This window comes from Acutalibacter muris (assembly GCF_002201475.1).
Taxonomy (GTDB): Bacteria; Bacillota; Clostridia; order Oscillospirales; family Acutalibacteraceae; genus Acutalibacter; species Acutalibacter muris.
Genome location: NZ_CP021422.1, coordinates 2,451,176 through 2,476,605 on the forward strand (window position 1 = coordinate 2,451,176; position 25,430 = coordinate 2,476,605).

General features: G+C 45.8%; 19 protein-coding genes and 6 pseudogenes. 10 read left to right on the plus strand and 15 right to left on the minus strand.

Annotated features, from left to right (window positions below):
• Positions 1-3: 3 nt before the first annotated feature.
• The 5 genes from ADH66_RS12530 to ADH66_RS12550 all read left to right on the plus strand — a co-directional run bounded on the left by ADH66_RS12530 (position 4) and on the right by ADH66_RS12550 (position 6,270).
• A complete protein-coding gene (locus ADH66_RS12530; protein ID WP_066540144.1) occupies positions 4-804 on the plus strand; it encodes a hypothetical protein in 801 nt (266 codons plus the stop codon).
• Positions 801-3,968 carry a hypothetical protein gene (locus tag ADH66_RS12535; RefSeq protein ID WP_066540141.1) on the plus strand — a complete coding sequence of 1,056 codons (3,168 nt, stop codon included), beginning with the start codon at positions 801-803 and terminating at the stop codon, positions 3,966-3,968. The genes ADH66_RS12530 and ADH66_RS12535 overlap by 4 nt, the downstream gene beginning before the upstream one ends.
• A complete protein-coding gene (locus ADH66_RS12540) occupies positions 3,955-4,620 on the plus strand; it encodes a hypothetical protein (protein WP_066540139.1) in 666 nt (221 codons plus the stop codon). Before ADH66_RS12535 ends, ADH66_RS12540 begins: the two co-directional genes overlap by 14 nt.
• Before the next feature lie 182 nt (positions 4,621-4,802).
• Entirely contained in the window at positions 4,803-5,120 is a 318-nt protein-coding gene (locus ADH66_RS12545) for a hypothetical protein (protein WP_066540137.1), read from the plus strand.
• Positions 5,121-5,151: 31 nt separating this feature from the next.
• The gene (locus ADH66_RS12550) at positions 5,152-6,270 is read left to right on the plus strand and encodes a hypothetical protein (protein WP_066540135.1); all 1,119 of its coding nucleotides are present in this window, start codon (positions 5,152-5,154) and stop codon (positions 6,268-6,270) included.
• Between the two features lie 211 nt (positions 6,271-6,481).
• On the opposite strand, the gene ADH66_RS12555 is transcribed toward ADH66_RS12550, so the two are convergent.
• The 5 genes from ADH66_RS12555 to dndB are packed head-to-tail and all read right to left on the minus strand — an operon-like array spanning position 6,482 to position 12,513.
• Positions 6,482-7,615 (minus strand): cysteine desulfurase family protein, encoded by a 1,134-nt coding sequence (locus ADH66_RS12555; protein ID WP_066540133.1) that lies wholly within the window; start codon positions 7,613-7,615, stop codon positions 6,482-6,484.
• Complete coding sequence (gene dndE, locus ADH66_RS12560; RefSeq protein ID WP_066540131.1) at positions 7,615-8,004, minus strand: DNA sulfur modification protein DndE; 390 nt, start codon at positions 8,002-8,004, stop codon at positions 7,615-7,617. The genes ADH66_RS12555 and dndE overlap by 1 nt, the downstream gene beginning before the upstream one ends.
• Positions 8,005-8,007: 3 nt before the next feature.
• Positions 8,008-9,993 carry a DNA sulfur modification protein DndD gene (dndD, locus tag ADH66_RS12565; RefSeq protein WP_066540130.1) on the minus strand — a complete coding sequence of 662 codons (1,986 nt, stop codon included), beginning with the start codon at positions 9,991-9,993 and terminating at the stop codon, positions 8,008-8,010.
• Positions 9,994-10,004: 11 nt separating this feature from the next.
• Complete coding sequence (gene dndC, locus ADH66_RS12570) at positions 10,005-11,477, minus strand: DNA phosphorothioation system sulfurtransferase DndC (protein WP_066540124.1); 1,473 nt, start codon at positions 11,475-11,477, stop codon at positions 10,005-10,007.
• The gene (gene dndB / locus ADH66_RS12575) at positions 11,470-12,513 is read right to left on the minus strand and encodes a DNA sulfur modification protein DndB (protein ID WP_066540123.1); all 1,044 of its coding nucleotides are present in this window, start codon (positions 12,511-12,513) and stop codon (positions 11,470-11,472) included. The genes dndC and dndB overlap by 8 nt, the downstream gene beginning before the upstream one ends.
• Positions 12,514-13,038: 525 nt before the next feature.
• On the opposite strand from dndB, the pseudogene ADH66_RS12580 reads away from it, so the two are divergent.
• Together ADH66_RS12580 and ADH66_RS12585 are read left to right on the plus strand one after the other, a co-directional pair.
• Positions 13,039-13,796: pseudogene (locus ADH66_RS12580) on the plus strand (IS5 family transposase).
• A gap of 759 nt (positions 13,797-14,555) precedes the next feature.
• Entirely contained in the window at positions 14,556-15,284 is a 729-nt protein-coding gene (locus ADH66_RS12585) for a DUF6017 domain-containing protein (RefSeq protein WP_066540120.1), read from the plus strand.
• A gap of 26 nt (positions 15,285-15,310) precedes the next feature.
• On the opposite strand, the pseudogene ADH66_RS12590 reads toward ADH66_RS12585, so the two are convergent.
• Positions 15,311-15,514, minus strand: a pseudogene (locus ADH66_RS12590) (DUF4368 domain-containing protein); the annotation flags it as partial.
• Positions 15,515-15,528: 14 nt separating this feature from the next.
• Between ADH66_RS12590 and ADH66_RS12595 the strand changes: the two are divergent.
• Entirely contained in the window at positions 15,529-16,644 is a 1,116-nt protein-coding gene (locus tag ADH66_RS12595) for a VapE domain-containing protein (RefSeq protein WP_456236483.1), read from the plus strand.
• 28 nt (positions 16,645-16,672) lie between these two features.
• On the opposite strand, the gene ADH66_RS21510 is transcribed toward ADH66_RS12595, so the two are convergent.
• A complete protein-coding gene (locus ADH66_RS21510) occupies positions 16,673-16,912 on the minus strand; it encodes a tweety protein (protein ID WP_081645077.1) in 240 nt (79 codons plus the stop codon).
• Between ADH66_RS21510 and ADH66_RS12605 the strand changes: the two genes are divergently transcribed.
• Complete coding sequence (locus ADH66_RS12605; RefSeq protein WP_066540115.1) at positions 16,886-17,083, plus strand: hypothetical protein; 198 nt, start codon at positions 16,886-16,888, stop codon at positions 17,081-17,083. The two genes, ADH66_RS21510 and ADH66_RS12605, sit on opposite strands and share 27 nt — an antisense overlap.
• A pseudogene (locus ADH66_RS12610) lies at positions 17,084-17,521 on the plus strand (recombinase family protein); the annotation flags it as partial.
• 140 nt (positions 17,522-17,661) lie between these two features.
• On the opposite strand, the pseudogene ADH66_RS12615 reads toward ADH66_RS12610, so the two are convergent.
• The 8 genes and pseudogenes from ADH66_RS12615 to ADH66_RS20075 all read right to left on the minus strand — a co-directional run.
• A pseudogene (locus ADH66_RS12615) lies at positions 17,662-19,152 on the minus strand (recombinase family protein); the annotation flags it as partial.
• Positions 19,145-19,627, minus strand: a pseudogene (locus tag ADH66_RS12620) (response regulator); the annotation flags it as partial. The pseudogenes ADH66_RS12620 and ADH66_RS12615, both read right to left, overlap by 8 nt.
• A 187-nt stretch (positions 19,628-19,814) precedes the next feature.
• Complete coding sequence (locus ADH66_RS12625) at positions 19,815-22,181, minus strand: ABC transporter permease (protein ID WP_066540109.1); 2,367 nt, start codon at positions 22,179-22,181, stop codon at positions 19,815-19,817.
• Positions 22,182-22,195: 14 nt separating this feature from the next.
• Positions 22,196-22,861 carry an ABC transporter ATP-binding protein gene (locus ADH66_RS12630; RefSeq protein ID WP_066540107.1) on the minus strand — a complete coding sequence of 222 codons (666 nt, stop codon included), beginning with the start codon at positions 22,859-22,861 and terminating at the stop codon, positions 22,196-22,198.
• 180 nt (positions 22,862-23,041) lie between these two features.
• Positions 23,042-23,245 carry a hypothetical protein gene (locus tag ADH66_RS20345; RefSeq protein ID WP_162288734.1) on the minus strand — a complete coding sequence of 68 codons (204 nt, stop codon included), beginning with the start codon at positions 23,243-23,245 and terminating at the stop codon, positions 23,042-23,044.
• A 12-nt stretch (positions 23,246-23,257) separates the two neighbouring features.
• On the minus strand, positions 23,258-23,668 hold the full coding sequence (locus tag ADH66_RS12635; protein ID WP_016316885.1) for an ester cyclase: 411 nt from the start codon (positions 23,666-23,668) through the stop codon (positions 23,258-23,260).
• Positions 23,669-23,791: 123 nt separating this feature from the next.
• Positions 23,792-24,130, minus strand: a pseudogene (locus ADH66_RS19595) (sensor histidine kinase); the annotation flags it as partial.
• A 1,141-nt stretch (positions 24,131-25,271) separates the two neighbouring features.
• Positions 25,272-25,427 (minus strand): hypothetical protein, encoded by a 156-nt coding sequence (locus tag ADH66_RS20075; RefSeq protein WP_157130691.1) that lies wholly within the window; start codon positions 25,425-25,427, stop codon positions 25,272-25,274.
• Positions 25,428-25,430: the final 3 nt, after the last annotated feature.

Genomic DNA, 25,430 nt, shown 5'->3' on the forward strand with positions numbered 1-25,430 from the left:
CGTATGTTCAAAGTCAATCCAGACGGCATGCGAATGGAGCCGACACCGGAGCGAGTTCTCTCTGTTTGCCGCCTGGTTTCCCATAAAAGCATGAGCCGTGATGAAGTGCGTCAGTGCATGACATTGGGTATCAATGATGAAAAAGAACTCGACCAAATCAACAAGTCAATCAATGTGGCCCTCGAAGAACTTGCCCTCATCAAAGCTGATGCTGACAATTTGGTCTTAGCTGTTGATCCCAATATAATCGCTTCATCTAAAGCTTTTCGGCGGTATGTGAGTGCTCGGGTCTTCTCTGCGAAAGACACCACATTTCACATGTTCACCAAATGGCTGATTGCTCAAAATGAGCGAATCTTTGCGCTGAAGTCTTGGGAAGGTATGGCTAAGACCTGTGCTTCCGAAGTGAAAGAGCTGGCTGCACTGAATGAAAACGCTGTCCTGGGATGGCGCTTTTGGGCGGCTTTTTTAGGACTTGGCTATTTGAGCGGAACAATGATAATCCCCAATATGAAGCTGCGGTTAGAAGATGTATTGGCAACTACATACACAGAAAAGTTCAAATATAACGAGACTGTTCTTACCCAGGACTTCATACTTTGGTTGAGCACAAAAATCCCCGAAGTTGAGATTGGCAGTAATCTTCCTCTGGCTCTTTCTGCTGGTCTTCGCACACTGCATGAAATTGGTCTCATTAAACTTGAAACATGGTCTGACTCCACTCCAGTCATGCTCTACTATGTAGATGGTGATCCTATCAATGGTTTCACACATATTTCGGTGAAGGAGGCGATGGCCTCATGAAATGGGAACAGTATCGTTCTGTAATGGAACGGTATGCGATTAAAACAGATGATATGGCCACTGAAGATGCCTATTTCATGTCTACTCACATGCCGTTCTCGTCTCTTGAGCTTTTCCGTGGTGGCTATTATGAAGAAGGAAAAATGCCTGCCCCTGCAAAGTTGATGAGCGAAGATGAGGTTTTCGAGCAACTAATCTATAACCCTGACAATGAGCATCGTATGGTCATTGTTCGAGGCAATCACGGCACTGGTAAATCTCATCTCATCCGCTATCTAAAAGGCAAGTTTGAAAGAAGCCCCTCTACTATATACAATCCTGCAACGGAGCAGTTGGTTTTCCTGCGTCGTTTGAATAACTCTGTCCGTGGTGCTTTTTCTCAGTTGTTGGAACAGGGGGCCATTAAAGACCCTGATGTTGCGGAGAAACTCCGTAAGTTTGTGATCTCTTCCGATTCCAAAGATGAAGATTCTTTCAAGACAGAGATTTTGTATGCCTATATTGCAGCTGTACGAAACGATGTGTCCGGTGAAACCTACAAAGCGGTTAAGTGCCGTGACATTGCCAGCTACCTTGCTGACAGTCGTGTAAGTGAACATCTATTGCGTGAAGGTGGCGCAATATCCAGATGCTATAATGTCATCACGGCTCCGAGCAATCAGATTCTTCAAGATACCACAATTTTTACAGAAGAAGATTTTAATGTATCTAAAATCATCCGAGCTGTAATGAAACAGGGCGATCCTCAAGCGTCCCTCTTTGCGGCCTCCTTGAAAGGCGATGACTTTGAGATTACCAAACTCATCAACTATATTAACAGGTTTACGAGAGAGGTCATTCAGCGTTGTGCAGACATTTCCAGTGAAAATGCGGAAACGATTTTTGCTCAGCTGAGACGAGATTTGAAAAAGCAAGGCAAAAACCTAACGATCTTTATCGAAGACTTCACCGGCTTCACCGGAATTGACCAGGAACTCATTACGGCGCTTTCTTATGAGCATGGCGGCGATTACGCAGATCTGTGTCGTGTTACTTCGGTAATCGGCATCACCAACGACTATTATTATGCGTTTCGAGGCAATTTCAAAGACCGTGTAACACACCAAATTGAGGTCACAGAACGCTCCTATGGGACTGACGAGTTTATCATTCAGATGGCTGGCCGGTATTTGAACGCAATTTACTGTGACCCCACACAACTCCATCATTGGACTGACTCCGGTGCAGATTTGAGTGAACTGCCAATCAGTGATTTCACGCCTCCTTGTGAATGGGATACCACAACCATCGGAGAAAAGAAAGTAACGCTATATCCCTTTAACCGCCATGCACTATTGACTCTGTATGAATCTCTTGCGACAAAAAGCCCGAGAATGTTCTTAAAGAATGTTATTCGCGCCCAGTTAAAAGAATACTTTGATGGCAAGCAGTATGGGGATGGTTGGTATTTCCCGCTTAACCCCAGCAATGCTCAGATGTCCAATGATCCCCATAGTTCTTCTATTGACCGTTTGGAAAGCATGAGTTTAGATGATAAGAACCGACTGAAAGCGGTGTTTGCCATTTGGGGTGATGGTTCTGCATCCGGCGTGAAAGACATCGACGGAACGCTGCGTTTTGGTGGCCTTAATCAAGCTTTCCTTGCAGATGTGGGGCTGAATACCTTTACTGGCATCGGTGAAATCGTGGATAAATCCACTGGCAAAGCTGTATCCCCAGCTATCACATCCAAACCAGTGACAACCAGTGGAAGCAATTCTGTTCATCATCCTACTACTCCAGAACCTCCCAAGGCCAAGCCCCCTGTCGATGGTGCCACAAAGAATTATCGTAAGTTTAAGGATGATATCACGGCATGGTTTACCAAGGGTGAAACATTGAAATACGATCCCGACTATCGTGGCTGGCTTCGTACTCTTATTCGAGGAGACTCCAGGCAATGTGGTGCAATCAACTGGCAGGATATTGGTATCCCAGCCTATATTGCAGCAGAGCGTCTTTCCGACCTGAGCTGCTACTACATTGACGATCAGAGTTCTCCCACAAATACGGATAGAGCCATTGTTTACATGGACAGAAGTTCCGAAAGCCGCGATGTTCTGATGGCCTTAAATGAACTGAACTACGCAAAAGGTTGGGATTTCGAGGGCGCAGCTTATTACCAGCAGAGATTGATTACTTGGTTGGAACGCAGAAAAGCTGAAATCATCGAAAAAGTTGCCGCTACTAAGCAGGGAGAAGATTCTCTCCCGGTATTGGAGTGGTGCCTTGCGATCCAGTATCTCAAAGCGTGTATCTTGGGCCAGAAGGTTGATACGAGTTCGCCCTATTCAGTAATCAAATCTCTGTTTAAGGATTTCAAAAAAGACGATAGCATCAGGAGAGATACCCGTGAGTGGAATGACATGATTCAGTTCATTCTTAATCGCAAAGCTGATTTTGATAGTGCATTGACCTTCTTAAAGCAAGCTTCTGCAACCGCAATGGGTGCGGTCCATTTTGCAGTTGATCCCAACACGAAATCCTGTTACAGAACAGACGAGCTGGTGCTCGCTGTTGAAAAACTTATGGCTGCCGACTGGGATATTGAAGCAACATTACCTGGTAGCATCCCACAGAAGCATCTTCTCTATAATCCTGCCACGCTGTTGAAAGCGCTCTATCCCAGCCTTAAAAAAGCCATGACTGCGGATACTCAGGAAGCTGTAAAGGTGGTAGGCAAACTCGAAGAGTATATTGGTGAACTCAACCAGAAGAATCTCATTGATACGCTGTCTGCTATTCAAGAGCTGTTTTCTGTGTTTTCTGCGAATGGAATCATCGGAAGTACAGAGTTGCGGGTCAAGTATGAAAAACCTCCCATTGAGACAGCCAAAACGGTAATGGGACATGTCAAGCTAATTAACGATGCGGCCTCTGTACAAGCAGTAAAGCAACTGACGGCATACTCTGGCAACTCGCTACATGTGCTGTATGATTTCCTTAGAGATATTCAGGCGATTGCTCAAAAGGCTGACCAGGAAGGGGCGAAGGCCCAAAAAGACATAGCTGCTACTGGCGGTTTTGCTGGTACAGAAGCATTGTCTGAAGCTGCCTTGTCCTCTATGGAGGCACTTTACGCTCAGCTTGAGAATATAGAGGTGTACGAAAATGCTGTTAACTGAGACAATCAAAAATTGCACCTCCGCTATCAAAAAACGCCGAGTAACAATCGAAAGCAAGCAGCATGCCGAAACTTACGCAAAGGCGTTGGCACAGCTTGCCCAGGCCACTGAGAGTATTAAAGATACCCTTGATTGTGCTGCTGCCATGAAAGAAAAAGGAATTGTCAGCACTTCACTTATGGATGAACCTACTCGCAACGAATTGCTGGCTTGCATCGACGATTGCGGCAACGGTGTTTCTGAAATGCAGTTGACCTTGGAAACGGTTAGGCTGCTGAAATCCAAGGGAGATGCTATTGCAGCACAAATTAAAATCGTATGGCGTGATGCTGCTCAGAAATATTCTGATGGTCCAAAAGGCTATTTGTCTATGATTGGTGGTCTATCAAATGACCCCAAACGGGCAAAGGACTTGACAGATAGCATCACTCAAACGGTTGCTGGAAATCCATCCATCAAAGCAGTAAACAGCCTGGTTTCCTATGTGGCGGAAGCAGAGCAAATTATCGATCAATTCTCTTTGAACCCTGAAATCGAAGACTTCTTAAAAAAGGTCTCTTCTCAGCGAGCTACAGTGTTGGACTTGACTCCCAATGTCATGGTATGGCTCAAAGAAAAAAATCTTACTAGTAAGCTAAGAATAAAGTTTTAGGGGCGTATGATAAAAGTAAGCTGGGATGTTTAGAAACTGGTTACTTTAATCAATGTTGATTGTAAGAGCGCAGAAAAACAACTGTATGCGCTCTTACAATGATGCTGGGTTGATTCCCATAAAAAACTAATATAATACCATTGTTATGCAAATGGTTTGTACTTTAAAAGAGGTGTATGTTGATGATCATCTTTGAACTCGATAAAGAAGATATAGAATATGCTGAGCGCATTAGCGATTTAGCCGACATGTCAATTATTATCGACGAATCCAGATCATTTAGCAGTGAGCTTAATTCAGTGATCCAACTTGGTGTAACATTAGCGCCTTATGCTATTACAGGGGTTACATTAATTATTATCGAATTGATTAAAAACAGAAAGAAAATCAAGATTAAAGTAACTGATGATAGCTTTGAGATTGAAGGAGAAGAAGAAACAGCACTGCAGTTGGCAAAAGAACTGATTAGTCTCAACCAGGATGTCAAGGCAAAAAAATAATAAGTGATTTGTTGTCTGGAAAGAAAATCTCATGAATATTGATGACGTAGTATTAGAGTTCATAAGAAATGCCCGATACAGTGTTCACACTAATAACCTCTCAGAAACGGAAGAAGCTAGGCTAAAGGCACTATTTGATGATTGTCTGTCTTTAGTTGCAAATCATCATAATAAAGCTCTTATTCCCACCTTTATTCTTTGCGATACCTACAACAAATATAGCGCCGTTCTTCCAGTAAGGTTTAAACGAAACGAGTATAAATACTATTTACTATATGATATTCACTTGAATAGGATTAATCGCCTATTAAATGCTATTTATTTCAGCGATCAAGATTCCGGGCATGATATCTGGAAATTATCTTATCAGTTATTTGCAGAAGACTCGTTATTGGAAGAAGATGAGGTTCTATTATCTTATTTTGGATTAAATAAAGCTGCATTAGGTTCATTTGAAATCGCTGAGAACAGTCAAGCTGACTTAAACTTCATTTTAGATATTCAAGAGCGATATATTATCGGGCACGAGCTTGGTCACTGGATTTATAAAGTATTAGCCAATACTGATATAAGTAGTATCGCAAATATAGGCTTTTGTGAAGACCCTTACATGCTTTTGACTGACATAAAAGAGTTATTATCTGAGCTATATAAAGCGTATGAAAAGTTATTTGAAAAGAAAGAGTATGTCAAATTAATTCACGAGCAGAAGGAGCTAGTCCTCAAAAACGATGGTATTTTGGGGGAGTGTTTTGCTGATGCGGTTGCATATGCAATCGTTTTTGCGTATGTCCAAATCAAGTACCCAAACAATAAAGAACGACTGCTCCTTGCTGGACAATCTTTATTTTTAGAAATGATGAATCTTCACTTATTGGCTATGCAACATATGGCTGTGGTGGAGGAATCTTTTGAATCTTCGACCTCTGTACGGCTAGGGTTTCTGCGTAATTATGCACACCTTTATTTTGAAGAAAACGGCGAGCTTTTTAACAGCATGTTGGAAGAAACAGTACTCCGTTATGAGGAAAGAATAACGAATCCCATGCTGGAATGCTTTGCAGAATTAGAACAGCGGGCAGATAATATACATTCTGCTTTAAAAGATGTTGATGGACAGTTAAATATGGGTTTCATTTTAGACGTATAGGATGCAATAGCGCAACTTTTATTATTAGTATGATACATCATCTAGAGTAAAGACCAAAACGACCGATTTTATATGCTTACTATACCAAAAAGTGATCGTTTCTCGTCAGCTCAATATTTACATTTGTGCTGGTTGAAGTGATTTCTCCATACCAGTGTACACACTACCATAAAAGGCTCTCGATTAGACACCTAATCGAGAGCCTTTAGCCTTATTCAGCCATAGCTTTCACATAGTCCGTAAGGGCCGAAAAGTCAACTTCTGTATCATAGTTCCACGAAAGACGGATAGCCTCACTCACTCGTGCTTCATCCAGGCCCATAGCTGTTAATACATAGCTTGGGGCGTGGCTACCTGAGTTACAGGCTGAACCATTGGAGAACGCATAATCCTCCTTTACAGCAAGGAAAATACCCTCTGCATCAACACCGTGGAAACTAATGTTTACAGTGGACGGCAGGCAGTGTTCCTGATCTCCGTTCAAAGTATAGTTCAGACCTTCCACAGCCTTTAGGAATCTTTGCTTGATTGCTCTACAGCTTTCCATGTGGGCAGCGGACTCCTTGTCGCTTAGCTGTGCTGCGAGAGCGAAGCCTGCAACCAAAGCCACCGGTGTAGTTCCTGGGCGGTATCCGCGTTCTTGCTGACCGCCATACATAAGCTGTTTTATAGGAGGCCGTCTATATGTGCGGTCACGCCGCATGATAAATGCGCCAATCCCCTGGGGACCGCTGATCTTATGGGCGGTGATACTGAGCATATTGTATTTTGTGTTCCGCAAGCTGTCATTCAGCTTACCAAAACCTTGTGTGGCATCAACATGAAAATATGTCTTGCTTCCTGCCAATGCTGCACCGACCTCTTCAATAGGCTGTATCACGCCGGTTTCACTGTTGACCTGCATCATAGAAACAAGCAGAGTCTTGTCCGTGACAAGGCTGAGAATCTGTTCCGGCTTAATTCGGCCAGACGCATCAGGCGAAACAAAATCAACGACACAACCTTTTTCTTGCAGGTGTTTCATTGCTTCCAAAACAGACTTGTGCTCGATAGATGTGGTAATGAAGTGATTACGTCCACTCTCAAGAGCATAGTCCAGCAGTCCAAGAATCGCCATGTTATTACTCTCGGTGGAACCGCTGGTAAAGAAAACATCCGTACTATCCACAGTCAAGATCTCCGCAATGGATTTTCTTGCGGAGGAAACAATTTCCTTGGCATCTGTACCAAAGATGTGAGTTCTACTATCTGCGTTGCCATAATGAGTGCGATACACTTCAATCATTCTCTCCAGAACTCTTTCATCTATCGGAGCAGAAGCGTTGTAGTCAAGATAAACAGCCATTATGCTTCCTCCTTCGGAAGAGCAGATTTGAGCAGATCGGAGCAATTTTCCAGAACATCTCTTGTGCTGTAATGGTTGATGCCCCTGTTCAAATGAAGTCTAAAATACTTTGCGAGGGTCTTTTCATCGTCACCAAGTCCATCGTTAATGCAACGCTGTCGGATGATAGCTTCGTAGATTTCGGAATACTCACCAGCAAAGGTAGACCAATCCATTTCCACATTACTGTCGGACAACGGATCAACGCCACCTGGAACAGACGGCTCAGCCAATGACCAGCAAAGCGCCCAACGGCAAAGGACATTCCAGTTCTGGACTCCAGTTTTTGCTTTGATGCGGATAAGCCTGTCCTTTTCGGGGTGTGATAATTTGAAATGCTTTACAATCATGGGCTACACCTCCTCAAAATACCCGTGAACAATCGCAGTACACTGTTCCTCTTCACGGTAGAGGAGTGTATAATAATCGACTACGTTATCTCGAACAAGATCGAGATAGCGGCCATATACTTCTTCGTCCGTAGAGAGAACCATTACCTGCGAACTTGCCGCCGGCAGGTACTTGGTTACAAAATTAGCTCTATGAGAAGAATCCAAACGAGCCATAGGAGTGTCGATGATAACGGGGGCTTTGTAACCGGAAGTCAAGGCCAGTGCCCAAACGATAGCAACTGCAAACATCTGCTGTTCACCGGCAGAGAGCTGGCTCTTCAAAAGCTCGTTGCCATCTAAATCGAGGATAGTGACGTCCAGGGTTTTGGAATCAATCTTGATTTCACTTACCAAAGAATCTTTTTCAACAAGTTCAAGGAAACAGTTTGTTGCCGTACTGGATAACTTTTCGACTTTTTCACGCTGTAAACGCACCTTGAACTCACGAAGAACTTCGATGGACATTGCAGCATACTTTACGATACGCGCATTGTCATCATTTGTGTGTTCCTTTTCAGCAATAGCTTTGATTAGCTGAATACGCTTTGATACAAGTGCTTCTCTCTGCCGCTTTAAGCTCTCGATAGCCTCCTGTTGACGCTGATACTCAGCGTCTGCAAGGGCTTTTTCCGCTTCAACAGTTTTCAGGGCATCAAAGAGCTGCATGGCCAAAGTCTTTTCATCCGCAGCACCTAAGTGTGCATCAAGGCTCATCAGCTCGCTTTCCTGAGCATCCACGCGATTTACAAGCGTATCAATCCGTTGCGTAATATTCTGAAATACTTCTGCAATCAACCGCTGATAGAGCATCATACTGGTTGCAGACATATTCTTTACAGGTTCTTTCGTTGCGCCTTTAGGGATGTGTCCAACCAAAACTTCATTAACAATGTTTTGAACGGTTCTGAGATCCGACTTGCTGAGGCCACATGCAGCAAGCCGCTCAAGAATTTGCTGATGCAAATTTACAATAATCCTGTCCGAATAGAGCTTTACTTCTGATTGCTGAGAAGAAAGTTCATTTTCGTAAGACTGAGTAACCAAGTTGCGGCACATAAATAGCGGAGTAGAAGCATCCACGGTCAACTGCATGATTTCCTCTTGAACTCTTTCAACTTCTGAGGATATTTTCTGCATCTCCGCTTTAATTGCATCACGGTTACGACTGAGATCTCCGCCTGAAGACCAGAACTCTTTTTCTTTCGCTTCAAGTGCAGCAGCCAAAGTCTCGCATCTGCGTTCCAATGTATTTGCCTGTCTTGTGGATTCAGCAAGGCGAGTATCAATATCAGCAATTTGCTTCTCTACCTCTTGATACCCTACATTCTCTTCGCTACTTTCAAAAGCGGCAAGAGCATTTTTTTTGCGTCGAATTACCTCATCGGTGTGCTCAATGGCCTTCTCGATGGAAGAAACACCAATCGCAGATTTGATGGAACTTTTAATCTGCTCAAAAGATGTATCATCGGCCAGCTGCGTGATTTTCTCGTTGTTGAAAAAGAAGAAACGGGCAATACCAAAGGGCAGAATTTCTTCAATATAGTAGCTCCAACTTTCACCTAAATACTTATCGACAACGCCATCTTTCTCAACGATAATCTGTTGCTCTACTTTTTTGCCTTTGGCTGTCCATGAGCGTTTTACACGCAAAGATGTTCCATCATCCAGGCATAAGGAAACCGCAACATAGGTCTCATCATCAGTAGCATGCTTGTTGATGTGTTCAAGTAAGATCTTGTCGTATGACCGAGCTTTTTCCCGAATATATTTTAGAGCCTGTTTGCCATAGAGAGCAATCAAAATACTGTCATGAAATGTGGTTTTTCCTCTACCATTCAGACCACCAACCAGTGTAATGTTGCGATTGCCAATTTGATCTGTAAGACACATTTCGTGAGTGCCCTTGTATATACCGAAATTATGAAGTTCAACTTTAGTAAAATACATTCCCACTCACCTCAATCCACGAAATCTTCCGGGCTTGCCTCATCCGTAATACCAGAGATTCTATGAGCGCGGGCAGATGCAATAGCCTCTGCATCAGCTTCGTCACGATAAAATGCCTTTTTGATTTCCTTTTCAAAATTTAGAATAACATTACGCTTATTTGATATGGCCGCAGCCTTGGCCTCCGTATCCAGAAGTGCCCTCTGCATTTCTGCGAGTAGCTGTTCGTCTGGATACATTTCAGCACAGACTTCTTTAAGAAGTTCAGCTTCCGGTGCACCAAAATATTTGTTTTTGCTAATGATGCCGTCAGAGTATTTCTTACCAGTAACTTCTTCGTAAATCCTTGGCAGAGAATCGTCAAACTCGTGGAACTCATCAAGCCAAAGCTGCCGGATAAATTTGAGTTCTTCCATAGTAATCAGCGGGACATCTTTGATTTCATTCGGTCCAATCTCATGAACCAGAAGTTCAACTTCAAGCAATCTGCGGAGAAAATACTCACGGGTTTCCTTTGTATAAGGACCATGAACAAGGCGATTATTATGCCATTGCAGACGGCCATCTCTCTTGCGGAAGTCACGGCGGTCACGGTCTGTCTGCCAATCACCGTGTCCTGCAATATCGTTGCGGAACTCAAGCATGGGAAGCATCCATGCCTTTTCCTCATCGTTTTGAATCATGGCAGCCATCGACTTATCTTCAGTAACCATTGTGCAAACCCAGCAACCAAAGCGGCTGTTGCCGCAGCTGGGCGTGGAGGAATCAATCACAAGGGGACACTCACCGTCAGCAGAGGCACCGCTATACATAGCCAGCAGATCCTTGTTGGAGTGCCCCCAAGGATTTGGAACCTGCACAAGATACTGCCAAACATTGTCGTTCAACCAATTCTCGATAGGTGTGAATACATAGGAGTTAGGAAAAGAACCATTTGGGCTGAGATGTGCTCTGTAACGCTTCTTCTCATACCCTTCCAAAACAGCTTTGCGGACAGCACTTTCTGCTTTGCGAGAGCCAAGGACCATGATTGCTTCGCTTTCTGCATCAAGTATACTCTTGATAAAGCGATTGGAGGCATCAATCTTCATTCTGTCGGTACACCAGCGAAAGTCACGGCGAGGATAGGGATATCCGCGTCCAATCAGATTGACCCAAAATGTGTTTGTCGTTGCAGGAGTCAGTCTATGAGGAACAATGGGAAGCCCCTGTTCTTTTGCAGATTGCTCCATCTTTTTAAGAGATTCGGTTGCCCAAATTGCCACCACAGGAGACTCAACCAAAGTATCTGTACTGATAACATGTACGGTTTTTTTGAGCTTCTCTCTTGACAACTCTTGGAGTGCATACCAAACAAGCTGAACAACGGCGGTAGAATCTTTACCTCCACTGTAACCACAAATCCAAGGAATCATATCTTCAAGATACAATTCCTTGATTATCTCTATCACTGATCTTATATCTTCTTTTGTCAGATTAGCCATTTTCCATACCTACCGTTTCAAGTAATACATTTTTCATGTAGCAGGACATAGTGCGTTGTGTTGATCTGTTGGCCGCTACTCTACCATTAACAAACACAAGGTTTTCCCATACCGGATTTGTTTTTCTCCAATCTATGGAGTCAAGGTTTTTCAAATGGTTTTCCCATTTGTCCGGGGGCATTTGAACGAGTGCATTTCCTGCAAAACCTAACGCAACCAGCGTAAGACTAAGGGAGCAAATATAATCTCTTCGAACATCGGAGGACTTCAATTCTCCAGCCTTTACCTTCTGCCACTCGGGAATATGTGTTCCAACTGCATTCCAATACTTTTCTGCAAGACTTATTTTCTTTTGTAGAGGTAGATCAATCCCGCTGAGCAATTCATTGGTTGCAGTACAGATAGCGCTTAAAGTGAATAGAGCCTTGGAGCGATTCGAAATTGCAGTCCGTTCTTTTTCAACAAGGCCTTTGAATACATCAACATCTTCAATTATTTTCTTTGCGACTATTGACGATTCCTCGCGTGAATTGAAAAGAATATCGATTGATCTCGTGGGCTTAATTGCATATCTGTTCAAGTCTGAAAACATTTGCTGAGAACGAACCAACCCTTCGTCACGATAGAACACAACAGAGATATGTTCATTTTTCAATGACGGATCAATTTTCAACGCCTCGGCTATGGCCGCACGCCGGTGTTGTCCATCATTTATCAAAAATCTTGATGTCATAGAAATGCTGATTGTACCCACTTGAGGCGTAATATCAGAAACAGATTGAAAATCCATACTTCCATCCACTGAAACAGTTAGCGCAGAGAACACATAGCTGTCTGGATTGGACAGTATATAATCTCGGATTTCTGGAATACGAGATTTGTTCAATATACGCTGCGATCTAACTTCAGGAGGAAGTTCCTCATCAGCAAATTGAAAGATTTTTGCTATCACTTCCAAGGGTACCATTGAGACGTAATATTCTCTTTGCGCTTGAATTCCTTTTACAGCTGGAAAGACAAAAGCGGCACTACGCATACCGATGGTTCCTTTCTATTTTGGTGTCTGCTTATAGCACGATATTTTTATTATACACCAAAATGGAAGTCTTGTAAACGATGTTTGGATATCTTATGTTTGTTTTATTAGAACAAACAATCACAAACAAAAAATCGTCACCTCTGGAGAAACAAAAAAGCGTTCAAAGAACGCGTAGCCGCAGAATAGAATTCTGCGTTCAATGGGGTTTGGGGGCATAGCCCTCAACAAGCAGCATGTGGCATTGGATAGCCACATGCATTGCCTGCCTCTTTTCCCGCAGGAATATCGTTTGTACCACTTTTCTATAAGTAGCAACATAATTTGACAGTAATCGTTCTTATTGTTGTGATACTATGAAATTAGAAGAAATTATAGTGTTTTAAGGAATATAAGGCTAATTGTCGGGGAAATGGGGGAATTTATGATTAGGATACATAAAGAACTCATTGAGTTATTAAAAAAAGCCAACTAGATTCTGTTCTCACTATAGACAACTCAAGGAAAAAGTGATAAAATAGGAATATGGAAATCACAAAAGAGCAATACAGGAAAATAGAGAAATATCTGCCGAAACAGAGAGGAAACGTGAAAATTGAGAATCTCCAACTGATAAATGCGATCCTGTATGTGGCCGAAAATGGGTGCAAATGGAGGGCGCTGCCGGAACGGTATGGGAAATGGCATACAGTATATGAGCGGATGAACAGGTGGAGTAAAAACGGTGTGCTTCAGCGGGTGTTTGAAGGACTGCAGGCAGAAGGCATCATCAGGATCAAGATGGAAAACGTGTGCCTGGACAGCACTGCAGTGAAAGTGCACCCGGATGGGACGGGTGCTTTAAAGCAAGTGGCCGGCAATCTATCGGACGCTCCAGAGGGGGACTCACCACAAAAATTCATATGGTCACCGCGTCTGACCGGGCTGTAGTCGGCTTTTCCTTGTCTGGCGGCCAGGCCCACGATGCGCCGGAAGGAATAGCGTTGCTCTCGGAGATCAGTCGGGCAGAGGAGCAAAAATACTTACTGATGGATCGGGCCTATGAGGGCGAAAACGTGCGTGTGGCGGCGGTGGAGATGGGCTTTGTGCCTGTGGTTCCGCCGAAGAGAAACCGCAAGGACCCATGGGGCTACGATAAGGAGCGCTACAAGCGCCGCAATGAAATTGAGCGATATTTCCTGCGGCTAAAGCGTTTTCGCAGAATATTTACCCGATACGATAAGTTGGACATCCTTTTCTGCGGCTTTATTTATGTCGTCATGATTTGTGATGCTGTTTTGTGAGAACAGACTCTAGTTAAAGGTCATCTGCCGTTACTACAAATATCAGAAGTACGTGAAAAAATATACCCATTTGATTTCCGAGGTCACAGGTTTTTTGCACATGACCGCAAAATGCTGTTGACCTGGTGATAATATAACGTGGAGGACAAAATTACCGCCACGTTGCATGAAAGTGAGAACGCAAAAATGCCGTTCTGATTTTCGAGCAGCATTTTGTCGTTTGAAACGTGGAGCGCAAAATGCACTTCACGTTATAAAGAGGTGGCGGACATTTTGACCGGCACCTTTTTCAAATCAGAATTGCATTTTGCAATTTTGATTTCCTGCGTCTAAAACCGACAAATTGTCGTTTTGGTGGGCGAAAAATTTTCGGTGGCCAACTTTGAGATTACAGTAAAATCCGCCACTACCTCAAGTCAGAAAAGCAGATGTGCATTTTGCATATCTGTGTGTGGAGGTCATGGCCATTCCCTCAAATGTGAATTTTTTGTGAACTCGGTTTATTTTTATATAATTTTAATTTGATATAGTCAAAAAATATTTATTTCACCAACAGCGAGTAGAAAAAAAGTGAAATTTTGAATTTTGTCAAGTGTATAATATTAGTGGTAAGATAATTAGAGGGGAGTAGACTTGGTACTCCCCCCCCCCTCCGCAAAGCGTCGTATTGGCTCCGGCTGAACGCCGCTTTTTTCATGCCCATTTTGGGTGACTAGGGGCTTTGCCCTATCACATAGAATACTTTCAAGGAGTGATGCTATGGCAATTTTCAGAATACGGCACGACAAGGACTACACAGTAATGAGTAATCACCACCTGCGCGACCCAGCGCTCTCCCTCAAAGCAAAGGGACTGCTCTCGCAAATGCTGGCCCTGCCGGATGATTGGGACTATTCCGTCGCGGGGCTGGCCTACATTAACCGCGAGGGCGTAGGGGCTATCCGTTCAGCCATAAACGAGTTGGAACGGGCTGGCTACCTGCAACGAGTACAGGGGCGCGGCAGCGGCGGCAAGCTGGCGAACATCATCTACAATGTCTACGAACAGCCGTTGTGCAAAAAACCGACAACGGATAATCCACTAACGGAAAACAACACGCAACTAAATAAAGATAAACAAAGTAAAGATAAAATAAATATAGATATATCCAATCCCATCCTTTCCCGAGAGGATGGGATTGGATTTGAAACGGGTTATGCCAGTTATGAGCGGTTGGTAAAAGAAAACATTGAGTACGACCACCTGGTAGATGTGGTGGACAAGTCTCTGCTGGACGAGCTTGTGGACATCATAGTGGAAACTGTATGCACTCAGCGAAAGGTAGTGCGTATCGCCAGCGACGATTACCCGGAGGAGATGGTCAAGAGTAAGTTTCTGAAGTTGACCGCCGAACATATCGAGTATGTTGCTGATTGCTTTCACGCCAACACCAGCGAGGTGCGTAACATCAATCGCTGCTGTTACAGAATGTTTCCGTCTGGCTGCTGATGCGGTCAGGCGCTTTTTTTGCCCGATCACACCAGCCCAACAAAGCGGTAGTAAATTTTAATGTCCTGGTGTCTTTGACCGTCTATGACGGTTCGTTCTCCAACTTCAATGCGGTCAATCAGTTCCTCAATGATTTCCCGGTTCAGTTCCTGCAAGTCCAGATACTGCCGGATGGTTCCGGCCCACTGGTGGATATTGGCGATGTCCTGCTGGGCTTTCCGTTCCCCGGCTGAACGATACGGACATGAAGTATCTGCTTCTCTATCTGGAAGAAACCTACGGGCTTACCAATGAGAAAAAGATTGATAACGCCATCGGGATTGTGGCGAATGAAAACAAGTATCATCCCATCCGGGATTATTTAAGTTCCCTTGTGTGGGACGGGAAGGAACGAATCCGCTTCTGCCTACGGCACTTTCTGGGAGCTGACGCAGATGATTACACCTATGAAGCGTTGAAGCTGTTCCTGATGGGCGCTATCTCACGAGCCTTTCAGCCGGGGTGCAAGTTTGAAATCATGCTCTGTCTGGTCGGAGGTCAGGGGGCTGGCAAGTCCACCTTCTTCCGTCTGCTGGCAGTCCGGGACGAGTGGTTCTCCGATGATTTGCGGAAGCTGGACGATGACAATGTGTACCGTAAGCTGCAAGGTCACTGGATTATCGAAATGTCGGAAATGATGGCAACCGCCAACGCCAAGAGCATTGAGGAAATCAAGTCGTTTTTAAGCCGGCAGAAAGAGGTTTACAAGATACCCTATGAAACCCACCCGGCAGACCGCCCCCGTCAGTGCGTGTTTGGCGGCACTTCCAATGCCCTTGACTTCCTGCCCCTTGACCGTTCCGGCAACCGCCGCTTTATCCCGGTCATGGTGTACCCGGAGCAAGCCGAGGTTCACATTTTGGAGGACGAAACTGCTTCCAGAGCCTATATCGGGCAGATGTGGGCGGAAGCGATGGAGATTTACCGAAGCGGCAGGTTCAAGCTGGCTTTCAGCCCCGCCATGCAGCGGTATCTCAAAGAACACCAGCGGGATTTTATGCCGGAGGACACCAAAGCCGGAATGATACAGGCGTATCTTGATAAGTACACCGGGAGCATGGTCTGCTCCAAGCAGCTTTACAAGGAAGCCTTGAACCATGCCTTTGACGAGCCGAAGCAATGGGAAATCCGGGAAATCAACGAGATTATGAACCAGTGCATTTCCGGCTGGCGGTACTTCCCGAACCCAAGAATGTTTTCAGAATATGGCAGACAAAAGGGCTGGGAGCGTGAAAACCCGGCAACGGACTCCGGCAACCCGTCTGAAAAAACGATGGACGGTTTTGTGGAGGTCACAGAACAGATGGAGCTTCCATTCTGAGAATGACAGCCCGTTGCACCTCCTGTTGCTATCCCGTTGCCGAGCCGGTTGCCGGGGAAAATCCCTTATTTCCGGGCTTTTCTCCCTTATAACAACCAAAACAACAGAAAAATAAAAGAAAAGTATAAATAGTAAGTAGTGCCAGATTGAGATTGTTTGCAAGGTCTTTTGAAGCCCGTTGCCGGACTTCGTTGCCGACACCCTCTGTCTGGCTATTTTCATGTATGGAGGATAACTGCCTATGGCAAAAAACAAAACAGAGATTCATGTGACTACTGTGTTTGACGGAGAACTGGACGCCACTGATGTGTTCGTCAGCCTGATTTCCCAGAAATACGGAAAGATAAATGCGAAAGAATATCTTGCTAAAAAGAAAGATATGGGCTATAATGAAGATGAGGTTCAAAAGAGCCAGATACCGTCTGGATTGTGTGGGTAAATGGCTATGATGAACGAAATGGAATACAGAACAATCGGAAAGGCACTTGCCGGGGGCTATCGTGCGGCGGTCTATTGCAGGCTGTCAAAGGACGATGACCTGCAAGGCGAAAGTGCCAGTATCGCAAACCAGCGTGATATGCTGGAAAAATACTGCGAAAAGCAGGGATGGGAGGTTGTGGCAGTCTATCAGGACGATGGCTTCACAGGTCTTAACATGGAGCGTCCTGATTTACAGAGGATGTTGAGAGCCATTGAGCGCAGGCAAATCAACCTTGTTATCACGAAAGACCTCAGCCGACTGGGGCGGAACTATCTGCAAACCGGGCATTTGATTGAGGACTTTTTCCCAAGAAACGGTGTCCGCTATATCGCCATGAATGATGGTATCGACACCCTGCGGGATAACAACGACATCGCCCCGTTCAAAAATATCCTGAAGAACACGAGGTATTTGGGAGGGGTAAACTGCTAATTTCTCTCCAATTCGACAAATCAGTGTGCAACAATCAAATATCGCTGCTGTTACAGAATGTTTCCGTCTGGCTGCTGATGCGGTCAGGCGCTTTTTTTGCCCGATCATACCAGCCCAACAAAGCGGTAGTAAATTTTAATGTCCTGGTGTCTTTGACCGTCTATGACGGTTCGTTCTCCAACTTCAATGCGGTCAATCAGTTCCTCAATGATTTCCCGGTTCAGTTCCTGCAAGTCCAGATACTGCCGGATGGTTCCGGCCCACTGGTGGATATTGGCGATGTCCTGCTGGGCTTTTCGTTCCCCGGCTAACAGACTGTCCAGGCGTTCCGATTTCTGGATGCGTTCCTGCTCGTTCTTTTGAATCAGAACCGAGAAGGAATCGCCGCTGATTGCCCCGCTTACCTTATCTTCATAAAGTTTTGCGGTGATCTGTTCCAGTTCCTCCAAACGCCGCCGCAAACGGCTGATTTCCTGTCGGCAGTCCTCTTGTTGAGCGGCGCTTGCGGATTGTATGTGCTGCTTCAGCTTATCCAGTACAGCGGCTTCATCGGCTGCAACCGCTTTTCCATGCGCCCGGATTTCACTCAGCACCAGGTTTTTCAAGCTGATCTCAAAAATCCGGTGCCATGAGCAAACGCTATGTCCGGTAGTGGCAAACCGGGAGCAGAAATAAGAAGTATAGTGCTTGACAGTGCCATTTTTCCGGCGCTGTGTTTCGCGGGCGGCAACCAGAGGATGCCCGCAGTCCGCGCAGACCAGCTTTCCGGTAAACAGAGATGCTTGGGGCGGCGTATTGTTAGCGGAAATCTGTTTTGCCGCCTGATTGATTTTCTGAACAGCCTCCCACAGCTCCGGCCCGATAATCGCCTCGTGTGCGCCCTCATGGGAAATCCATTCTGATTCTGGTTTCCTTATCATGGTCTTGTCTTTATAGGAACGGGAACCGGTGCAATTCTGTGTGAGCGTACCGACATAAATATCATCGTTCAGAAGGCTTCGGACGGTTGCGTAAGCCCACAGCCGGGAATACTTGCAGCTGCCATTTCCGTAATGGACCGCCCAGTACCAGCGGGGAGGGAGAATCCCTTTCTCATTCAGGGCGGCGGCGATTTTCCCATAGGCCATGCCGGACTGACGCATCTGGAATATCTGCCGCACAACAGCGGCGGATTCCCCGTCAATGACCAGCTTGTGTCTGTCCTCCTCGCTCTTGCGGTATCCGTAGGGAGCGTAGGCGGCAAGATACTGGCCGCTTTTCTTCTTGGCATGAAGCACCGACTTGACCTTGCTGGACAGGTCCTTGAGATGGTAGTCATTCATCAGACTGCGGAAGTGCAGCATATCGGTGTTGTCCCCCTCGCTGTCCAGGCAGTCCAGAACCGACACGAACCGGCATCCGAGGGAAGGGAAAATGATGTCCGTATAACGGCCCACCTCCACAAAATCCCTGCCTAAACGGGAAAGGTCCTTTACCAGAATCAGGTTAATCAGGCCATGCCTTGCGTCCTCCAGCATTTCCAAAAATCCGGGCCGCTGGAAGTTGCCCCCGCTGTACCCATCGTCCTGATAGGTCTTGACCTCGATCCAGCCGTTGAACCAGAATCAGGTCAAGGCCCTTTTGCAGCATAGCAGCCCGCAGCACTCCGGCGCTGGTATCTTCCGCATGGACAAAGAGCAGCTTATGAAAAGTTGAATCTGGTTCGCCGGATAACTGCCGGTAGGCGTATTCCACCAGCTTATCTTGCAGCAGCAGTCCTTTCATTTTGTCCATGCACAGCGTCGCGCCCCGGCGCATAGCCTCTTGTTCGTAGTCGTCCTTGTCATGGCAGGACGCCAGAATAAAAGGCAGCTCCTTATCTGCGGCCCGCACCTCGTTCAGAAAGTCCATGCCGGAACCATCCGGCAGATCGAGATTACAGCAGACCACCAGCGGCATTTCCTCTTGGATGGCGGCCCGCGCTTCTTTCAGTGTACAAGCCGTTTTCACCGGGTAGCCCCGGTGCTGTAAGTATTTTTGCAGACACCATGTATAGGTGTCGCTGTCGTCGATCAGCAGTATCTTTTTCATGTGTCCTCACCCCCAATATTGATTTACCACAAGCATAAACTACAAATGTTACACAAATGTCCGAGGTGCCTTTGATTTCGACAAAAAAACAGGCTGAATTGTTACAACGCTCGGACATTTCAAAAATTTTTTTGAGAAAAGGCGAAAAAGGCGGAGCAGCACACGCCGCCCCGCCGATCTCAAAAGGTCATTCCATCGCCCGCATTTGTTCAATCAGAGATTGTTTTTTCTGTCTGCGGACTGTCCATACAGACAAAATCAGCTCCATTCCGAACAATACCAGAATGAACAGACCCATTTCCAAAACCGGGAATTTGTAAGGCACTACTTTTCCGGCAAAAGCTCCTACACTAAATTTGCTGCAAGCAAAGATGGAAGCCGGAAGCCCAACGATCAGCGTCGCCAATGTTGCAAAGAATGCATAGCACAGCCCCTCGCAGATATTCATTTTACATAGCTGCTTTTGGGTCAGTCCGATGGAACGCAAAATACTGTTTTCCTGTTTTCTGGACATTTGATTAGAGAGGGTCGTGTTAATTAGGTTGATAACGCCAAAGAGGAATACCAGCCATGAAAGTACCTCCATACTGCCAAATACAAAAGAATTTATATTTTTTTCATACTCAATTACAGTGTTAATATCATCTAATGCAATATCCGTATGAGCGGATATAATATTTTTTAATTCATCCCTCACATGATCCGCTTTTTGGGGATCACTTACAATGCTCCATGAATAATCGAAAGAGGTGATTTCCGGGTGCAGTTCATGGAACAATGCTTCCGGTGCAAATTCCAATACACCGTCAAAGTGATGTGTTCCATGTCCATTATCCAGATTATTGTTAAACACCCCGGATATAGTAACCGGAATGGTTGATTTCCCGGAGATAAGTTCAGCTGTTTCTCCGACACCTATATGTTCACGGTTACTTGTTGCCGAATCAATTAGGATGCTGTGTGTATCCGTCGGCATAGTGCCCTCTATCAATGAAGCTTCAACCTTAGAATAATTTTGATCAGTCAGTATATCACACATACCACCATATTCAATTCCGTTGACGTTATAATTTATATGAAGGCTTTGCCTTTTTGCAATCACATCGGTTACACCGTCAATAGACAAAATTTCCTGTTTGAGTTCCTCATTCAGTGGATTTCCTGCTGCCATGACTTCTTGTTCTGACAACTTTGAATCCAGATAAACCTTATAGTCACCATCCGGGAACTCTTGTCTTGCAAGCGCCTCTGGGGAGCGCAGCAAAACAATGGAGGATACCACAAGCAGAATAATTCCGCCCAAACTCAATGAGGTTACAATAGCAACGGTCTTTTTTCGGTCACGCTTAAAATTCGCAATTCCCATTGAAACAGGATTGAGCTTGATATTCTTTTTCCGGCTGCGGATGTCCTTTTGCACCGGGGTAAAACGGACGGCTTCAATAGGGGAAATTCCTGCCGCAATCTTTACTGGCTTACGGATGGAAATAGACACCATAAACCAGCAGCTTATGAGTGTCAGGGAAATCATAATCACATAGGAAACAGCGTTAAATCCCTTGGAAAACAGGAGAAAACCAGCGCATACGCCCAGCACTGTACCGATCAAAATTCCGATACTGCCGAGTTTGCGTCCCTCTCGCTTTACAATCCGCTTGATTTGCTTTGGCGTTGCACCAATCGTCCGAAGCTGTCCGTAGCTCCTGATTTTGTCATTGATGGAGATACGGAAGATACTCTGGATCACAATATAGCCGCCGATCAGAACAATGGCAATCACGCCAGCCATCAGTGCAAAATCAAAGGATTTAGAAGTATAGGCAAAATACTTGCTGTTCATTTTGGGCATAGGAAGCTGATATTCCTCTGCAATCTCCCTGCAATAAGAGGTTATCAGTTCTTCGCCTAACTGGTCGCTGTTTTTGAAATGGACATAGGCGCGATAGCCAGTCGGGTCAAACCCTTTCCATTCTGTCAGGGCAGCGTTGGAAAGAATGATAGCGCAGGTATTCGCTTCTTTTTCATTTACGCTGTCCATAATGCCGGTAACGACATAATCACCATGAAAACTCTCGGTATCTAAGGTCACAGTGTCCCCGATCTTGGCATTGTTTCCATAGGTGGAAAGAAAGTATTCGCTTACGACAACTTCATTTGCTTTTTCAGGAACCCGGCCCTCTAACAACTTCATCTGTGCCTTGGTAATCTCCATCATTTGCGCGTCGCAATACACATAGGACGCATGATAGCCTTGTTCCGAAAGTTCCTCACCCAGCATATAGTAGCCGCCTACGCGCTCAAACTCCGGCAGTCCTTTCAGGGTTTCAATGTCGTTTTCCTCCACGCCCAGCCAGACCGCCTCATAAGTATCGACAACCTGATTGCGCTGCATTTGTGTCAGGGAGGTAGACACAATTCCCGTAAAGCAGATCAGAAACGCCGCCAGCGCAACGGCGATCACCACCATCAGATTCCGGCGCTTCTCGCTTTTCAAACTTTTATTTGCCAGTTTCTTTGTAATGGCGCTGGTATCATTTTCAAAAGGCCATGTCACAGTCTGCCACCTCCTTACTCCACAATCTTTCCGTCCTCAATGCGGACAATCCGATCTGCAAGGCGGGCAATGTCGTCATTGTGGGTAATCATCACAACAGTTTGCCGGAACTCCGCACTGGTACGCTTGATAAGTCCCAGCACCTCGGCGCTGGTCTTGCTGTCAAGGTTGCCGGTTGGTTCGTCGGCCAGCACAATAGCCGGTTTGGTAATCAAGGCGCGGGCGATAGCCACACGCTGTTGCTGGCCGCCGGAAAGATTGTTGGGCATATTTTTCAGTTTATCTTCCAGCCCCAGCAGGTGAACGATCTCGTCCAAAAACTTCTGATCCACCGTATCCCCGTCCAGTTCCACCGGCAGGACAATGTTCTCATACACATTCAGAATGGGAACAAGGTTATAGTTCTGGAAGATAAAACCGATGTTGCGACGGCGGAAGATGGTGAGCTGTTCGTCGTTCATTTTCGACAGCTCTTTGTCCCGGACAGTCACGGTTCCGCTGGTGGGGGTGTCCAGCCCGCCCATCATGTGAAGCAGGGTGGACTTGCCGCTGCCGGAAGTTCCCACAACGGCCACAAACGCGCCCTCGTTCACAGAGAAGTTCACGCCATCAAGGGCGCGGGTAATGTTCGGCTCTGTGCCGTAATACTTTTTCAGATCAATCGTCTGTAAAATGCTCATACTCAAAACCCCTTTCAAGGCTTTCTGCCTGTTGATAAGGTTATTGTAAAACCCAAATGTCCGCGAAATGTTACAGCGGCCAAAAAATTTCATTGAAAATCTGGGTGAAATGTTACAATACTCGGACATTTCAAAAAAATTTTCGGCGGGCAGCCGGGAATGGCCGTCCGCCGCATTCTATTATACTGAACTTGAAAGACAGCAGCAGTTCAAGGCAAGCTGCCTTCCAACCCCTTTTTGAAAACAATACGGTTTTTCTGTGCCCCAAAACAATATTGTAACAAGCCGATAACTTTGTTTTTCCATTTCCTCTATTTTTGTGTTGATTCTCTTAATTACATTTTTAACGGTAATTTTTTCTAATGATTCTGTACGATACATCATATTTTTACGTCCTTATACGGGCCTAATTAAGTCATGCTCAAGCAATGTTTCAAATGTATTAACGGAGCCGCCATGCTCTACTATTTTGCCGTTTATTACTTTGTCAATATTAACACCAGTAAATACCAGTTTTTTATGTGTCGGCTTTATTCCCATCCATTCCCCTTCATGTGTACCTTCCATAAGAATTTCAGATATTACATAATCGCCATCAGAAAATTGCCGTAATATTTTTATCGTATAATCCGGGTAAGTCTTTTTTATAGCAACAAGATGTTCTCTCATACCTTCTAATCCAAATGGTATTTTTTCATTACCAATATTAAGGCGGCAGTCTTTCGATATATACTGGTAGAGTTCTTGCAACGAGTTTTTTGATACAACCAATTCATAGAAATTCTTTACAATTTGTTTGTTTTCCATCTATATCCTAATCCTCCATTTTTGAATTGCAGTGCATCTTCTGTAAAAATATTATCAATTCAAACCACAGTTGGATTGCTTTTTCTCGTTTATTCATAATACAGACACCTCGCTCATTTACTTTCATTTTGTAGGCAACATAATGGAAAATTCCGAACCTCTGCCTGGCTCCGAAACCACTTTGATATAGCCGCCCTGCCGCGTTATGATCTCGCGGGCCAGATAAAGGCCAATGCCAACCCCCTGTTGTTCGTGTACTTCTTCCTCACGATAGAAGCGCCGGAAGATGGCGGCCTGATTGCTTTCCGAAATGCCCTTGCCGGTGTCGGCCACTTTGATCTCCACATACATTTCCCACAGTACCACCGACACAGCGATTTCCCCGCCTGCCGGGGTGTACTTCACCGCATTGTCCAGCAAGTTAAAGAGGGCTTCGGATGTCCACTTCTCCGGTTCCACTACCTGCCCGTTTACAATGCCGCGCTGGGCCAGATTTTCCCGGATTGCGATAGGGTCTATATCGTCCAGATTATCCCGTTCTGCCTCTGTAAAAAAGCGGTCCTCTTTGATAAGCTGGGCGATCCGGCGCTGTACCTTGGGCCAGGGCAGTTCCATTTCTTCGGGGTTTCCGGCGCGGACAATGAACAGGTTTGTATGTTCAGGACCGCCGTACTCCCTGGACAGCCATGCGGCAGTATCTTTTTCCCGCCCATGCTCCTTCATATAGCGGACTACGGCCCGTTTGCTGTCCATATCGCCGTTCCATGCACAGAGGGCTTCGTCAATATCGTCCTGGGAGAGAGGGCGCAGAAGCTCATGGAGCTTTGGATAGGTTTCGGCAATCACCTCTTGATGCAGGCGGTGGCGGAACTCCGGCACATCCGAATACTGTTTGAGAAGCTGCATATTACCGGAGCCAAGAACCGCGCGGCGCACAGCGGCGTTGCCCTCAATCACAGCGTTTTCATGGTCAGTATGGCCGCAGGCGTTGCGGTATGCCGTATCCTCCATGATGGCGGCGGTCACAACCGGCTTGTACTGTTCCAGCACATCTTCCAGTGCGGGCTGGGGCAGTTCTGTTTCGGTTTCATGGACAGGAGCAGGCTGGCTCTGTGATTCTACAATGCCCGCCTCTGCCAGTTCCTTTTCTGCCTGGATTTTCTCATACTGTTCCCGTTCTGCTTCGGTCAGATAACGGTCCTTTTGGATCAGGCCGGCAACCAGCTTCACGACCTTATCCCAGGTCAGGCGTACATCGTCACAGCCGTTTTTCTGGTAGCGCAGGCCCTTTCCATCGTGATCTTCGCCACTGTGCGTTGCACCGGACAGTGCGTGGGAGCGTCCGCCGGTTCCGTATTCCTGCCGGAGAAACGCGGTTTTTTCCTTGTCGGTATGGGGCTGCTGGAAAAAGGCATAAATGCGCCCTTTGCCCCCGGCAAAACCGCTGCCGCCAGAAAGGGCCGCGCCGATCTCATCCTCCGTAATAAACTGCTTAACCGCAGGAACCTCTGCCATTTCAGATGAAAAGGCTTTGCGGGGCAGTGACAGGTCTTTCAGGTTTTCCCAAATCTCCTTTGGCTTGTGGTAATGGAAACGCAGCAAGTTAGAGGGATTGCAGGGCGGCGGCTATTTCCGGGACAGGCTTCTGCTTTTCAAATTCAGCTGTCACGCGCTCCCGCAGACGGTCGGTATTGCCGCCCAGCCGCAGTACATGGTCAATGTCCTTTTGGGCAAAAGAAAAAGCAGAGGACGCTTTCACATT